The organism is Arthrobacter sp. zg-Y877, from assembly GCF_030373105.1.
Lineage (GTDB): Bacteria > Actinomycetota > Actinomycetes > Actinomycetales > Micrococcaceae > Arthrobacter_B.
This window is the reverse complement of sequence record NZ_JAUCPU010000001.1, coordinates 326,920-341,736: the sequence shown is the minus strand read 5'-3', so window position 1 is coordinate 341,736 and position 14,817 is coordinate 326,920. Positions and strand designations below refer to the sequence as shown.

General features: G+C 66.3%; 15 protein-coding genes. 9 read left to right on the top strand and 6 right to left on the bottom strand.

Annotated features, from left to right (window positions below):
- Positions 1–65: 65 nt before the first annotated feature.
- The 4 genes from QNO03_RS01620 (at position 66) to QNO03_RS01605 (ending at position 5,394) form a co-directional block, all read left to right on the top strand.
- Positions 66–1,589, top strand: a complete 1,524-nt coding sequence (locus QNO03_RS01620) for an HNH endonuclease (RefSeq protein WP_289601532.1) — start codon at positions 66–68, stop codon at positions 1,587–1,589.
- An 83-nt stretch (positions 1,590–1,672) separates the two neighbouring features.
- Positions 1,673–2,293, top strand: coding sequence for an L-threonylcarbamoyladenylate synthase (locus QNO03_RS01615; RefSeq protein ID WP_289601530.1), 621 nt, complete (start codon positions 1,673–1,675; stop codon positions 2,291–2,293).
- Positions 2,294–2,403: 110 nt separating this feature from the next.
- Positions 2,404–4,737 (top strand): alkaline phosphatase, encoded by a 2,334-nt coding sequence (locus tag QNO03_RS01610; protein WP_289601528.1) that lies wholly within the window; start codon positions 2,404–2,406, stop codon positions 4,735–4,737.
- A gap of 111 nt (positions 4,738–4,848) precedes the next feature.
- The gene (locus tag QNO03_RS01605) at positions 4,849–5,394 is read left to right on the top strand and encodes an SRPBCC family protein (protein WP_289601526.1); all 546 of its coding nucleotides are present in this window, start codon (positions 4,849–4,851) and stop codon (positions 5,392–5,394) included.
- On the opposite strand, the gene QNO03_RS01600 is transcribed toward QNO03_RS01605, so the two are convergent.
- From QNO03_RS01600 to QNO03_RS01580, 5 genes are all read right to left on the bottom strand, one after another.
- A complete protein-coding gene (locus QNO03_RS01600) occupies positions 5,343–6,074 on the bottom strand; it encodes a YqjF family protein (RefSeq protein WP_289601525.1) in 732 nt (243 codons plus the stop codon). The two genes, QNO03_RS01605 and QNO03_RS01600, sit on opposite strands and share 52 nt — an antisense overlap.
- A 38-nt stretch (positions 6,075–6,112) precedes the next feature.
- Positions 6,113–7,417 carry a cation:proton antiporter gene (locus tag QNO03_RS01595; protein ID WP_289601524.1) on the bottom strand — a complete coding sequence of 435 codons (1,305 nt, stop codon included), beginning with the start codon at positions 7,415–7,417 and terminating at the stop codon, positions 6,113–6,115.
- Positions 7,418–7,480: 63 nt separating this feature from the next.
- Positions 7,481–9,070 (bottom strand): ABC-F family ATP-binding cassette domain-containing protein, encoded by a 1,590-nt coding sequence (locus tag QNO03_RS01590; RefSeq protein ID WP_289601523.1) that lies wholly within the window; start codon positions 9,068–9,070, stop codon positions 7,481–7,483.
- A 102-nt stretch (positions 9,071–9,172) separates the two neighbouring features.
- Entirely contained in the window at positions 9,173–9,457 is a 285-nt protein-coding gene (locus QNO03_RS01585) for a hypothetical protein (protein WP_289601522.1), read from the bottom strand.
- Positions 9,458–9,585: 128 nt separating this feature from the next.
- Entirely contained in the window at positions 9,586–10,038 is a 453-nt protein-coding gene (locus QNO03_RS01580; RefSeq protein ID WP_229948067.1) for a Fur family transcriptional regulator, read from the bottom strand.
- Positions 10,039–10,214: 176 nt separating this feature from the next.
- Between QNO03_RS01580 and QNO03_RS01575 the strand changes: the two genes are divergently transcribed.
- The 4 genes from QNO03_RS01575 (at position 10,215) to QNO03_RS01560 (ending at position 12,876) form a co-directional block, all read left to right on the top strand.
- The gene (locus QNO03_RS01575; protein ID WP_289601520.1) at positions 10,215–10,817 is read left to right on the top strand and encodes a maleylpyruvate isomerase family mycothiol-dependent enzyme; all 603 of its coding nucleotides are present in this window, start codon (positions 10,215–10,217) and stop codon (positions 10,815–10,817) included.
- Between the two features lie 47 nt (positions 10,818–10,864).
- The gene (locus QNO03_RS01570; RefSeq protein ID WP_289601519.1) at positions 10,865–11,329 is read left to right on the top strand and encodes a GatB/YqeY domain-containing protein; all 465 of its coding nucleotides are present in this window, start codon (positions 10,865–10,867) and stop codon (positions 11,327–11,329) included.
- Positions 11,330–11,397: 68 nt separating this feature from the next.
- Complete coding sequence (locus QNO03_RS01565; RefSeq protein ID WP_289601518.1) at positions 11,398–11,988, top strand: TetR/AcrR family transcriptional regulator; 591 nt, start codon at positions 11,398–11,400, stop codon at positions 11,986–11,988.
- Between the two features lie 66 nt (positions 11,989–12,054).
- Complete coding sequence (locus QNO03_RS01560) at positions 12,055–12,876, top strand: SMP-30/gluconolactonase/LRE family protein (RefSeq protein WP_289601517.1); 822 nt, start codon at positions 12,055–12,057, stop codon at positions 12,874–12,876.
- Between the two features lie 38 nt (positions 12,877–12,914).
- Here QNO03_RS01560 and QNO03_RS01555 read toward each other — a convergent pair whose 3' ends face one another.
- Complete coding sequence (locus QNO03_RS01555; RefSeq protein ID WP_289601516.1) at positions 12,915–14,144, bottom strand: acyl-CoA dehydrogenase family protein; 1,230 nt, start codon at positions 14,142–14,144, stop codon at positions 12,915–12,917.
- A gap of 133 nt (positions 14,145–14,277) precedes the next feature.
- On the opposite strand from QNO03_RS01555, the gene QNO03_RS01550 reads away from it, so the two are divergent.
- Entirely contained in the window at positions 14,278–14,814 is a 537-nt protein-coding gene (locus QNO03_RS01550) for a GNAT family N-acetyltransferase (RefSeq protein WP_289601514.1), read from the top strand.
- The last annotated feature ends 3 nt before the right edge of the window (positions 14,815–14,817 follow it).

Sequence of the window (14,817 nt, the reverse complement as noted above, 5' to 3'; positions counted from 1 at the left end):
AACAGGTAGTACTTCGGGTAGATATCGTCTTCCTCTGCCTGTTGGCAGCCGATAAACTCGAACACATGTTCGAATATCTCGCGCATGAGCCTGATCCCCATGGGCTTCGCCCCCATGTACGCCGTCAGCATGAAAGCGAATCCGGCGCGGCCCCTTCCGGGATCAGCAGCGCCCTGGTGAACACCTGGGTTGAGGTACTTGCAGACCAGAACGGCGCCGAACCGGCCCAGCGGGCTGACACGGAACTCATCGACCGGATTCGTGCCCTCGAGGAGTTGAAGGCTGCGGCGTCGGCCGCGCAGGCCCGGGCAGCTGCCGCATTTGATGCCTCGCAGCGGAGGAAGCAGGCGAAGGGTGGACTGCCGGCGAACAAGCAGGGCTGGGGTGTGGCCTCACAGATAGCCTTGGCCCGGAGGGAGTCAGCCAACCGCGGTGGGCGCCTGTTGGGGTTCGCCCATGCGTTGGTGCAGGAGATGCCGTGTACCCTCCATGCCCTAAGCAACGGGAAGATCAGCGAATGGCGGGCGACGCTGCTTGTGCGCGAGACCGCCTGCCTGAGTGTGGAAGACCGGCAGCGGGTGGATCGGGAAGTGGCTGGAGACTTGGAGGTGCTGGAAACCCTGGGAGACCGGCAGATTATTTCCCGCGCCAGGGCTGCGGCCTACCGGCTGGATCCACAGGCGGCGGTGAACCGGGCAGCCAAGGCCGCGTCCGAACGCTTCGTCTCCTGCCGTCCGGCCCCGGACACCATGACCTACCTGACCGGGCTCCTCCCGGTAAGCCAGGGTGTAGGGGTATACGCGGCCCTGTCGCGGGAGGCAGACCGGCTGACGACTGCCGGAGACGGCCGTACACGGGGACAGATCATGGCGGACACCCTCGTACAACGGATCACGGGGAAGGCAAACGCGGACGAGATGAACGTCGAGGTCCAGCTTGTGATGACCGACCGGACCCTGCTGGCCGCAGACTCCGAACCGGCACTGGTCCCCGGATACGGTCCCGTTCCGGCACAGTGGGCAAGGGACCTGGTCCGGCGCCGGAATTCCCGCAGCAGCACCAACAATTCCGAACTGGCGAGCGATCCAGGTGCAGGCAAACGTGCCCAGACGTGGATCCGGCGGCTCTACACTGCTCCCGAATCCGGCGAGCTGGCCGCAATGGACTCCCGGGCACGGTTGTTCCCTCCATCCGTCGCCCGCTTCATCGCCGCCCGGGACCAAACCTGCCGGATGCCGTGGTGTGGTGCCCCTATTCGCAACTTCGACCACATCCGCCGGCACAGTCAGGGTGGTCCCACCAGCGTGATGAACGGGCAGGGGCTGTGCGAGGCCTGCAACCAGGCCAAGGAAGCACCGGGTTGGTCGGCCACCGTCGTAAAGCCGCCCGGGGCAGCAGGAGCAGCGGGAACAGAGGGAACAGCGGGGCATACCGTCGAGACCGCCACGCCTACGGGGCACACCTACCGTTCCACGGCGCCGCCAATGGTCGGGGCACCCTATGAGGCCGGCTCCTCAGCTGACGAATGGACCATGGTTGAAGGGACCATGGTTGAAAGAATCATCGCCGACGTCCTCTGGGCGGCTTAGGAGTCGGCCTGGGTTGGCTGAGGCGCTCGCCGACCTGTCCCCCGTCAGTCCCGGTCGGCGAGCGCCAACGGTAGGCTGTGGGGATGGCCAGATACTTTGACGTACACCCGGAAAACCCGCAGCCGAGGGCCATCGGCCAGATTGTGAACCTGCTCGAATCCGGCGGCTTGATCGCCTACCCCACTGATTCCTGCTACGCACTGGGCGTGCAGCTGGGGAACAGGGAAGGGCTGGAACGCATCCGGCAGATCCGTCAGCTGGACGACAAACACCACTTCACCCTGGTCTGCCACAACTTCGCCCAGCTGGGCCAGTTCGTACAGCTGGATAACTCCGTGTTCCGCAGCATCAAGGCCGCAACTCCCGGCAGTTACACGTTCATCCTGCCGGCGGTAAAGGAAGTCCCCAAGTGGCTGCTCCACCCCAAGAAGCGGACGGTCGGCGTACGCATCCCGGACAACATCGTGGTCCAGTCGATCCTGGAGGGCCTCGGCGAACCGCTGCTGTCCAGCACGCTGCTGCTGCCCGGCGACGAGGATCCGATGACCCAGGGCTGGGAGATCAAGGAGCGGCTGGACCATCAGGTGGACGCCGTGATCGATTCCGGCTTCTGCGGCCCGGACCCCACCACCGTCATCGATTTCTCCGGGGATACGCCGGAGATAGTCCGTCGCGGCACCGGTGATCCGATGCCCTTCGAGTAACCACAGCGGTCCGGGGTCTTTATCGATTCCTGCGGTTGACTGTCCCCGCGCACGCGCAGAGTCTGACACGCGTCAGGGGGGCCACGGCTAGTCACTCGCAGGGAATCCACATGAAAAAGACGGTTAAGGCAGTATCGACGGCGCTACTGAGTGCCTGTGTCCTGGCAGGATGCGGCATCGGAACCGGGCTTCCGGGGACAGGCGGCGGGACCGGACATCCCACCGCCTCCCCCGGACCCACGACTTCACCACCCACACCCACCGCTTCCCCCACCAACTCCCCCACCGGCACACCCACACCGACCGGGACCCAGACGCCCACACCGACACCGACACCGACACCGACACCCCCGGATGATGGAGGCGACGACGACGGCGACGGCGACGCCGTGAACGTCATCCTCATGGTGGGTGACGGCATGGGCACGGCCCAGCGGGACGCCATCCGGCTGGCCTCGGTGGGCCTGACCGGAGAACTGGCCATGGACTCGTTGCCCGAAGTCGGCCGGGTGCACACCAACTCAGCGGATCCGGAGACCTTCATTACCGATTCCGCGGCTGCCGCCACCTCCATGGCCACAGGAGTGAAGACCTACAACGGCGCCATTGGGGTGGACCTTGCGCAGCAGCCTGTGTCCACGGCCCTGGAAGTCGCGGAACGGCTCGGGAAGTCCTCCGGCCTGGTCACCACCAGCCAGGTCACCGATGCGACCCCCGCAGCCTTCGGATCCCACGTACTGGACCGGAACGAGCAGAGCGCCATCGCAGCCCAGTTCCTGCGCAGTTCCCACCCCGAAGTGATCCTCGGCGGCGGAGAGGACTACTGGTACCCGGCGGGCAACCCGGGCAGGTACCCCGATAACCCAGCAGAGGATGAATCCGAGGAGAGCGCCGGCACCGAGGGCAACCTCGTGGAAGAGGCACAGGAACAGGGGTACGAATACGTCTGGGACCTGCCCGGGCTGGAGGCAGCGGAGGGCGATATGCTGCTCGGGCTTTTCGCCAACGAGGAAATGTTCCAGTACGGCGACGACATTGATGACGCCTATGACCCCGCCGTGCCGCTGACCGAGATGACCCGCAAGGCCATCGATGTCCTGGACAACAACCAGGAGGACAACGGCTTCTTCCTCATGGTGGAGGAAGAAGGAACCGATGCGATGAGCCACGTCAATAACGGTGCACTGACCATTGAGTCCGGTATCGAATTCGACCGGTCCGTGGCCCTGGCGAAGGAGTTCGCCGAGCAGGACGGAAACACCCTGCTGATCACGGTGGGCGACCACGAGACCGGCGGGATGTCCATCGAACCGCTGGGCGATGATTCCAATCCGGACAGCCCGGTGCAGGAAGGCCCGTTCGACGTCGCCAATTCCGACCAGCAGTTCCAGATCGACTGGACCACCGGCGGCCACACAGGCGACGACGTGCCACTGACCGCGATGGGTCCGGGCTCGGAAATGCTGACCGGCGTGTACGAGAACACCCGCATCTTCGACGTCATGGTGTCCGTGATGCGTTCCGGAACGGACCGCGACTTCGACCTCCAGGCCCACCGCGGCGGACGTGGCGAAGTAACGGAGGAATCCCTTGCCGCCTTCGCCCACTCGCTGGAGCTCGGCGTGACCACCCTGGAACTCGATGCGGTCCTCACCGAGGACGAACGGGTGATTGTTTGGCATGACGACCTCATCCTGGCCACAAAGTGCGCCGACACTGCCCCGGCAACCGCCGGCGATGCGGAATTCCCGTATGTGGGTGACCGCGTAGCGGACCTGACCCTGGCGCAGGTGCAGACCCTGGACTGCGGCTACGCCCAGCTGCCGGGCTACCCGGAGCAGGACGTGGCGGAGGGCAACCGGATCGCCGAGTTGAGCGACGTCTATGACCTCGCCCGCGAGTACCGTGCCCGCCGGATCCACTTCAATGTCGAAACGAAGGTGGAAGAGGGCCTGGCCGGCGGACCGCGCAGCGTGGCCCTCACCGAAGCGGTAGTGGACGTGGTGCGCGACTCCGGCCGGGAACGCCGCACCACCATCCAGTCCTTCGACTGGTCCACCCTGAATCTGGTGGACCGGATCGCCCCGGAGCTGACACTCGTAGCCCTGGCCAGCACCGCGCAGGACCTCGGCGTCGGCCAACCGGGCGCCGCCCCGCAACTGGGAGGTATCGACATTGATGACTTCGGCGGTGACGTGGCCTGGGCTGCAGCTGCCCAGGGCTACGACGTCATCTCGCCGATCTTCACCACCGTCACTGCGGAACTTGTACAGAGCGCCCATAACCGCGGCCTGACCGTCATCCCCTGGACGGTCAATGAGGTGGCGGATATGCACCGCCTGATCGATCTGGGGGTGGACGGCATCATCACCGACTACCCCACGAGGCTGCGCGCGGTGCTGGCCGAGCGGGGGTTTGAGCTCCCCCGCCCCTACCAGCGCTAACCGCCGGGCAGGACCCCGCCGTTAGCTCGTTCCGGCCCCGGCACGAACCCCGGAACGGGCTGACGGCCCCCTCTTTTTCGACCCCGGGGGCACTGATGGCATGCTGAAGGGATGCCCGGTCTCTATGTGCTTCCTTCCAGCTGGCTGCTGAACGCGCCCCCGGAGTCGGTCTGGGAGATCGTCGCCAGCCCGGATATGAGCTGGCCGCGGTGGTGGCCCGGCTGCACACTCCAGGACCTGGCTACGGACACCGCGTCCGCAGATCCGACAGCGCAGCTGCTGGCCACCGCCGTCCGCCTGCAGTTCCGCGCCTCCCTGGGTTACCGGCTGTCCATCACCATTAAGCCCACCACCGCTGTCCAGCCCAAGATCATTGAGTTCGACGCCGGCGGAGACTTGGTGGGCACCGGCCGGATCCGGTTGTTCCCGGTTCCGGCCCCGGAAGCCGGCTTGCCGGCCGAGCAGACCCGGATGGACATCGACTGGAAGGTCCGCCCCACCCTGCGCTGGATGCGGATGCTCACCCCGGTGGCCCGGCCGGCGTTTACCGCCGCCCATGCGCTGCTGATGAAGCAGGGCGAACGGGGCCTGTGCCGGGAGCTGGCTCAGGCAACGCGCCGGGGCCGGCCAAACAGGGTCCGCACCCCCGCCGAATAATGCACAGTGTCCGGCGGACCTTCCATGGGAAGCCCGGCGGCCGGCACCAGCTCGTCGTGGAGGTGGGTCAGCCGGGCCGGATGCAGCGGCCACGGCCGGTGCGAGATGGGAATAAACACTGTCCTGCCCGCCAGGACGGCGTGGAGTCCGAACCTCGCGGTCAGCAGGATGGACAGGTCATCGTCAGCCTGCCGGGCCTCATCCGGAACCACGGCGAAGGACGAGCGGGCCTGCCGGCCGAACCGCTCGACGTCGTACCCAAGGGCCCAGCCGGACCGCGTGGGGCGGCAGCGGGACCAGACGTACGGGATATGCAGTGCGCGGGCGGCCAGTACCGGGACGAGCCGGGAGGCGTCCAGGCTCAGGAACAGCACCCCGCGGCTTCCGTCGCGGCCGCGTGAATACAGGCGCACATTGACCTCGGTGAAGGAACCGAAAAAGGGAACCGGGACCCCGGCAATCCCGGTCTCCGGCGCCCGGAAGCCAATGAGTCCCACCCAGGTGGAGCCGTGGAACACGTCGGGCTCGACACCTGGCGGCATATACGGTGCAGCCAGGGACGGATCAATGCGCCAGTGCAGGAAGACAGCCGCGGACCAGGTCTGGGCCATAAACACGGGCGGGGTTACCCATGGTCCGGCAGGCCAGGGATTACGGCTGCCGTGGACGTGCGCATCCATGGCGTCAACGTAACAGCGCCCCCGCCGGGCGGAAAGGGCTAGACCGCTGTGTCCGGCCGTTCTTCGCCGAAGCGCTCCACGGCTGTCTTCTTCCGGATCCGGTCCAGCCGGTTGATCAGCGGCGCCGCCGTAATTCCGTGCAGCACGATCGACGACGCCACCACCAGGCCGAGCAGACCCCAAAGCTGCTCCGCCCCGTCGAATTGTCCCTTGCCCAGTGCGTAGCCCAGGTAGTACAGGGAGCCGATCCCGCGGACGCCGAAGAAGGCGATGGCCATCCGTTCGCGGGGGCCCGGCTTGCCGCCCAGCAGCCCCAGCCATCCGGCGAGGGGTCGGACAACGAGCAGGAACGCGGCGGCGACCACGACTTCGCGCCAGCCGATGCCGGACAGCAGTCCGCGGGCAATGGCCCCGCCGAGCAGCAGGAGCAGGACGACGGTCAGCAGGCGCTCCAGCTGCTCGACGTAACTGTGCAGCACCCGGTGGTAACCATGCGTCCGTTCCGCGGTGCGGATGGTGACTGCACAGACAAAGACGGCCACAAAACCGTAGCCGTCCAGCATTTCCGTGACTCCATAGGCAAGGAAGGTGGCCGCCAGGGCCACAAAGCCCTCGGAATGGTTAGACAGGCGGATGCTTTCCAACGGTGCGGAGAAGAAGAGCCGGCTCAGGACCTTGCCGGTAAGGAATCCGAGGAGGACGCCCATCCCGATCCGCCAGAACACATCCACGGCAATCCAGTGCGGGAACCAATCCGACGGTGCGGTCCCGACCAGGCTCATGCCGATGGCGAGGTAGACGAAGGGGAAAGCCAGGCCGTCGTTCAGTCCGGCTTCGGAGGTCAGGCCAAAGCGCACCTCGTCCTCGGCTTCGCCTTCGGAGTCCTCCTCCTCGTCGTCGGCCGGTTCGCCTACCTGGACCTCGGAGGCGAGGACCGGATCGGTCGGGGCCAGGGCCGCTGCCAGCAGGATGGCCGCCGCCAGCCCGACGCCGAGGACCCAGAGATTCAGCAGGGTCAGGCCCAGCAGGCTCAGCGGCATGGCAATGCCCAGCATCCGCCAGGTGGTGGACCACCGCCGCCACCCCACCGGACGGTCCAGGGCCAGGCCCGCACCCATCAGCGAAATGATCACGCACACCTCGGTCAGGTGCGTGGTGAATTCTCCATAGCGCACCGGATCCGGGTCGGGCAGGTCCTTCAGGAGGCTGAACGCGAGGATCCCCGCCCCAAGGAACACCATGGGCATGGAAACCGGCACGTTGCGCAGCACTTTGGGCAGCACGGCGGCAAGGAAGACTGCAAGGCCGGCTGCGGAGAATACGAGGCTGGGTCCGTCAAACACCCCCCGACAGTACCGGCGGACCAGGCGCCCCAACAGGTGCCGCGCCGAATCGGCGTTGGCGCCTTAGGCCTCGCGGATGTCGACCTGCCCCGGCTGTGCCCCCTCGGCACCGAACACCAGCCACCGGGTGGCGATCTTTTCGGTGAAGAACCGGTCATGGCTGACCACAATGACGGCGCCGGGGAAATGCAGCAGGGCGCGTTCCATGACCTGGGTGCTGGACATGTCCAGGTGGTTGGTGGGCTCGTCCAGCAGCAGGACGGGTGCGCCGGAGAGCAGGCACTGGGCCATGGCCACCCGGGCACGCTGCCCGCCGGAGAGATTGCCGATCTTGGAGGTCAGGTCCGCTTCGGAGAACTGGAACATGGTCAGGAACCGGTTCACGGATTTTTTCGTGGCGCTGAACGCCAGGGATCCCGGCAGCGAGTTCACCGCATGGGTGACGGTATCGGCGTCGTCGAGCTCGGCCAGCATTTGGTTGTAGGAAACCATGGCTGGCCCCTTGGGCCAGGTGACATCGCCGGAGTCCGGCTGTTCCTCTCCCGTAAGCACGCGCAGCAGGGTGGTCTTGCCACTGCCGTTGGTGCCCGTGACGGCGATGCGGTCGCCTTTGTTGACCTCAAAGCTCAGGTCCTCGAAGAGCACCTTATCCCCGTAGGACTTGGACACACCGCGGACCCGGCCCAGGACGTCTTTCACATGCAGTCCGTCATAAATGCCCGTGATGATCTCATCGACCGGACGCGGCGCACGGGATTTCTTGATCCGGGCCAGCTGGGTGCTCAGCCGTCCACCGGCCTTGGCTGCCTCGCGCCGGTCCGCAATGCCTTCGGCTTCAAACGCCAGCAGCTCCGCCTCGTGGACAAACTGCGCCTGGAGGTTCTTCAGCCGGAACTGCTTCTGCACCACGTACTCGGCGAAGTTGCCCGGGTATTCGTGCAGGTGGAAGTTCTCCACTTCCACGATGCGGGTAACGACGGCGTCCAGGAACTTCCGGTCGTGCGAAACGATGATCGCCGCACCCCGGAAGTCGCGGAACCATCCCTCGAGCCATTCGACGCCGGCAACGTCCAGGTAGTTGGTCGGTTCGTCGAGCAGGAGGACGTCAGGCTGTTCGAGCAGGATTTTCGCCAGGGCGGCGCGGTTCCGCCAGCCGCCGGACAGGGCGTCGATGGGGCAGACGCGGTGTGCGTCGGTGAAACCGAGCGTGGTGAGCACCGAATCGATGCGGCGCGGGTAGTCCCAGCCGTCCAGGCGGTCCATGGTCTCGAACAGTTCCGACTGGCGCCGGATCAGCCGGTCCATTTCCTTGTCGGCCGGACCGGAGGCAATGGTTTCGTCAATGCCGGCCAGCTCGGCCTCGACGTCCTTGATCTCCGTGAAGACGGAGTCCAGGACGTCCGCGATGCTGGCCTGTCCATCCAGTTCCGAGAACTGGGAGAAGTAGCCGATCTTCACACCCGGCTCCACCGTCACTGTGCCGGAGTCCGGCTGCACCTGGTCCAGGACGAGCTTCAGGATGGTGGACTTACCGGAGCCGTTCCGGCCGATCAGGCCAATCCGGTCCTTGGGGTCGAGCCGCAGGAAGGCTTCACGCAGGACCTGCTTGTTCTCGAAGGAAGTGTTGACGTCCTGCAGCCGGATCAGGCTCATGGTGTCCTCTCAAAGGGGTTGGTTTCCTCGCCCCGCGGGACAACGACCACTTATCCTACCGGCTGGCTGCGGCCGGCCGGCCTAGCTGTGGTGCGGCGACGCCTAGCTGCAGAAGGTGTAGCTGCCCTCGGTGCGGCGGTTGGTGTAGCTGGAGGTGTCGACGTAGCTGCCCAGGGTGCGGGGACGGGTGACGGCGCGGCGGCCCGTGGAGACGTAGGTTCCCTCGGCGCGCAGGGTTCCCTGCGGGTGGTCGTAGCGGGTGGTGTAGGTGCCGCGGGGACGGGGCAGGGCTGCCGGAGCAGCAGCTGCGGACTGTGCAGCCGGGGTACGGCCGGTGGACACGTTGTGCGTGGGGGCGGCGGCGGTGCGGTTGATCAAGGTGGTCATGGTGTCTCCTCAGTTGACGCTAGCGGTGAGACTCGGGCCACGGCGGCATGGTTTTGGGCAGCGTTGAGCCCGGTTTGGTATGTCGCCGTTGAATGGTGCCCGCCTGGGGTGTGGGCGGTGGTGCGCTCCTAGCGGGCGGAGGAATCCGCCTGCTGTGCGCAGGTGCTGCAGATGCCGCTGAAGGTTACTTCCGCGGCCAGGATGGTAAAGCCGGAATCGTCTGATGGGGTCAGGCACGGTGCCTGGCCGATCACGCAGTCGACGTCCTTGATCGCTCCACAGCGGATGCAGACCAGATGGTGGTGGTTGTCCCCCACCCTCGACTCGTACAGTGCCGGCGAACCCGGGGGCTCAACGCGGCGGGCCAGTCCAGCCTCGGTGAAGGCGGACAGGATGCCGTAGACGGCCTGGGCGGAAATGCCCGGCAGTTCCGATCGAACGGAAGCCAGGAGGCTGTCGGCGCTGGAGTGCGGCGCCTGCTGCAGTGCTGCCAGGACGGCAACCCGCTGTGACGTGGACTTCAGCCCCGCTGACCGGATGTCTCCGGCCAGGGTCTGTGCTGTATCCGCCGCTTCCTGCATAACAAAAACCCTAACAGTTGTTTTGATTGGCTAAAGACAACTAGGGCCCTTTTGGGCTGTGATTCCGGACGCTGTGATTCCCTACACTGTGATAGCCGCCGCGCAACGCCACTGACGCCGGCGAATCCCCCTTAGTTCCCTTGGGTACCGAGTGCTTAGCAACAAAAGGAGCCGGAATGCGGAAGTCTTCAGCAGCAGTTTGGGACGTTGTACGTGCCGAGCGGCAGCGCCTTGTGGCGGACCTCTCCCCGCTGCCCGCCGAACAGTGGGAGGCACCCTCGCTGTGTCCCGGGTGGAGCGTCCACGACGTCCTCGCCCACCTTGTGGATACGGCACGCACCGGCAAGATCGGATTCGTCCGCGGCATGGTTGGCGCACGTCTTGATTTCGACCGCATGAACCACCGCGGGGTCCTCCGGGAAAAGCGTCAGGACCCGCAGGACACCGTGCGCGCACTGAGGGACGTGTCGGGTCTGACCAGGACGCCGCCAACCAAGCTGGCCACGCGGCTCGTCGAGGCAATCGTGCACGGCGAGGACATCCGCCGTCCCCTCGGCCTCAGCGGAAGCTATCCGGAACCCGCTGTGCTCCAGGCCCTTGCCTACCAGCTCCGCACCCCGGGCGCTTTCGGTGGAGGGCGCGAGCGGGCGGCGGGGCTGCGGCTGGTCGACCGCCGCACCGGGACTGCGTGGGGTACCGGCACCACGGTCGAAGCCGATGCATTGGACCTGCTGCTCGCCGTGTCCGGGCGCCCCGTGGAGCCCGTCCTGCCCACATAGGGGACGATGGGGAGGGAAAGCACCACATCACCGTAAGGACGAGGACCATGGGCACTTTGAAGGAACAGCTGCAGTCGGACATGAAGACCCACATGAAAGCGGGCAACCGGACGGCGCTGACTACCGTGCGCAATGTGCTGGGCGAAATCACCACCCGGGAGAAGTCGGGCAAGGCGCCGGTGGAGCTCGACGACGTGCAGGTCATCTCCCTGCTGCAGAAAGAAGCGGCCAAACGCCGCGACACGGCACGCATCTACACGGAGGCCGGTGAAGCAGACCGCGCCGCCGCCGAGGTCACCGAGGCCGAGATCATCGAAGCCTACCTGCCCGCTCCCCTGACCCGGGCCGACGTCGAAACCATTGTGGACGAGGCCATCGCCGAACTGCGGGCCGGTGGCGAAGAACCCACGATGCGGCAGATGGGACAGGTCATGAAGCCGGTAACCGCCAAGGTGGCAGGCCGTTTCGACGGCAAGGCCGTCAGTGAAATCGTGCGGTCCCGCCTGGCCTGACCGGAGCGCGGCACCCCGCTGTTACTCTGGTTGCTGAACGCTCATTCCGCCCACCATCGGAGGTACAGGTGCCTGCAACCGGCACGGGCCAGCGCCTGTTGGATTCCGCCACGGAAGCCTTCGCAGCCAAGGGGTTCCACGGCACCACCACCCGGGACATTGCGACGGCGGCCGGGGTCACCCCGGGCGCCGTTTATGTGCATCACCGCTCCAAGGAAGAGCTGCTGTACAGCATTTCCCGGCACGGGCACGAGCGCACCCTGGCCTTGGTCCGCTCCGGTGCCGCATCAAGCAGCGATCCCGTGCAGCAGATCGAAACCATGGTCCGGGATTTCGTTCAGTGGCAGGCGGCCAACCGCACCAAGTCCAGCGTGGTGAACTTCGAGCTGGCCGCCCTTACGGAGGACCACCGCGCCGAGGTGTTGAAGATCCGCCGGGCTGTCGACGCGGAGTTCCGTGCCGTCGTCGACCGTGGACGGCAGGAAGGCCGGTTCGACGTCGAGGACACCGGACTTGCGGTCCTGGCCCTGCTTTCCCTCTGCGTGGATGTAGCGCGCTGGTACCGCGGCGACGGCCGGCTGACCGCTGCCGGCATCGGCCTGCACCACAGCCGGCTTGCTTTGCGGATGCTGGGCGCCGTGCCGGCGCCGTCGTCCTGACACACCTGTTGTAAGCCGGGGGCCGGCGGCATACTGGAAGCCGGACCCTCTGGATCGAGGTACAGCATGGCGGAACTGACAACACTGGTGAGTGGAATCGGCATGGGTGAATCGGCCCGCTGGCATGCCGGTGAACTCTGGTTCGCGGACTGGACGGCGGGAACTATCTCGGCGCTGGACTCCGGCGGCAACGTCCGGCGGGTATCGGCCGTGCCGTCGTTCCCCATCAGTTTCGACTGGCTGCCGGACGGACGGATGGTTGTGGTCTCCGGAACGGACGGCACCGTCCTGCTGGAGGTACCCAATGCCGGGCTGGTCCCGCACACGGACCTGGGCGGGATGTCTGACTATCCGTGGAACGAAATTGCCGTGCATCCCTCCGGCAACATCTACGTCAACGGCATTGGCTATGACTATTCCAGCGCCGCGCAGGCCAGCGGCATCATTGCGCTCATCCGGCCGGACGGCTCCGTGGAACAGGTGGCGGACGGTCTGGCATTCCCCAACGGCATGCTCGTTTCCGACGACGGCGGCACGCTGGTGGTCGCCGAGTCCAACGCAGGCCGCCTGGCGTCCTTTGCCATCAGCGGCGACGGCAGCCTCACGCCCGACGGGGAGTGGGCGGGGATCTCCGGCAGCGCGCCGGACGGAATCTGCTGGGACGGCGCGGGCGGGATCTGGTTCGCCGAGGTCCCCGGCGAACGCTGCGTCCACGTCCGGGAAGGGGGAACCGTGCTCGATACGGTCCAGCTGGACCGCGGCTGCTTCTCCTGTGCCACCGGCGGCGACGACGGCGGCCTGCTGTTTATGATGGCCGCCCAGTGGCCCGAGGTGCTGGACCCCGGAGCCGGCAATACCGGCCAGGTGCTGGGGCTGCGGGTCCGCTAGCCCCTGCACCTGTCCGTTGCTGCCACTTCATGCCACTGCTAGGCGAACGCGGACAGGCCCGTGATGTGGCGGCCCAGGATCAAGGACTGCATGGAGTCGGTGCCCTCATAGGTGAACACCACCTCCATATCCGTGAGGTGCCGGGCCACGTGGTTTTCCAGGAGCAGGCCGTTGCCGCCCATAATGTCGCGTGCCTCCGAGCAGACCCAGCGGCCCTGCCGGGCGGCGAACATCTTCGCCATCGACGCCATGGGTCCGGTCATCTTGCCCTGGTCGCCGAGCTCGTTGAGGCGGAAGCAGGTCAGCTTGATCGCGGTAACCTGCGCGAGCATGTTTGCCAGCTTGTTCTGCACCAGCTGGAACCCGGCAATGGGGCGGCCGAACTGCATCCGGTCCTTGGCATAGGCCACGGCAATCTCGTACGCGGCCACCGCATGTCCGAGCGCTTCCCAGGCGACTCCCCCGCGGGTCGCGGCCAGCACCTTGTTGACGTCCTTGAATGAGTTGCAGTTGGCGAGGCGGTTTTCGGCGGGAATACGGAGGTCCTCGATGACGATGTCCGGCTGCAGGACCGCCCGCTTGCCGATCTTGCCGGTGATCACGTCAGCCCGGTAGCCGGCGGGGTGGTTGCCGTCGGCGTCCTTTTCCATCACCAAGGCCTTGACTGCGCCGTCGGCTTCGTCGCGGGCATAGATGATCACGATGTCGGCGAAGCTGGCGTTGCCGATCCACCGCTTGTTGCCGTTCAGCACGTACGAATCGCCGTCGCGGCGGGCGCTGGTTTCGAGGGACACCGAATCGGATCCGTGGCTGGGCTCCGTGAGGGCGAACGCACCGATTTTCTCGAACCTCGCCATGGCCGGCAGCCAGCGCTGTTTCTGCTCCTCGCTGCCCAGCATGTCGATGCTGCCCATGGCCAGGCCGGAGTGCACACCGAAGAACGTGTTGATGGAACCGTCGCCCCGGGCAAGTTCCGCAGCCGCGGTGGAGGCGGCCATGCGGCTCATGCCCGGGCAGCCGTACCCCTTGATCGTGCCGCCGGCGATGTTCAGTGCCGCCAGCTTGGGCACCAACTCGTACGGAACCTCGGCCCGCTCCCAGTAGTCGTTGATGACCGGCAGCAGATCGTTGTCGACGAACGCCCGGACACGATCCCGCACGTCACGGGCCTCGTCGTCCAGGAGCTCATCGAGGAGGTAGAGGTCGGCGTCGACGTCGGCCACCGCGGTGGGGTCGAAGGCCGGGCGCGCGGATTGGGTGACGGTCATGGAGACTCCTGACGGAAGGACTAACTAATCGTTCAGTTAGTATGACCCCCGTCACACCGTCGGTCAATGGGGGCACGTCTCCCCCGGCGGGTTGAGCCGTGGCGGAGATCTTCCTTCTGCGATGATCTTCCCCATGACGGACTTTCGCCTGGCCTGGCTGACCACACCGGAAATGGTCGACAGCCGGATGCAGGTACAGCTCCGCAGGTGCTGGTACGAAGTGGCCAATGCCGGTGGTGCCGTAGGCTTCCCGTTCCTTCCGGTGCCGGAAGAGCAGGTCCTTTCGGCCGTGGACTCACTGGTCGGATCTCTCGGGGAACCCGAGAACCGCCTCCTGGTTGCCACAGTGGAACGCAGGCTGGCCGGATGGCTGCTCCTGGCGGGTAATGCCGGGGCTTTGACGGCACACTGGGCGCGGATCTCCCGGCTGCAGACCGCACTTCCGTTCCGCGGAGCCGGGATAGGGCGCGCGCTGATGTCGGAAGCCGCCCGGGCAGCGGCGGAGGACTTTGGGCTGGAACAGCTGCATCTTGAAGCACGCGGCGGCCTGGGCCTGGAAGACTTTTACCGTTCCAGCGGCTGGCAGGAGGTGGGCCGCCGCCGGGATGCGCTACGGCTTCCCGACGGCGACCGCGACGAGGTCCTGATGTCCCTGTCGCTGACCTCCTGAGAC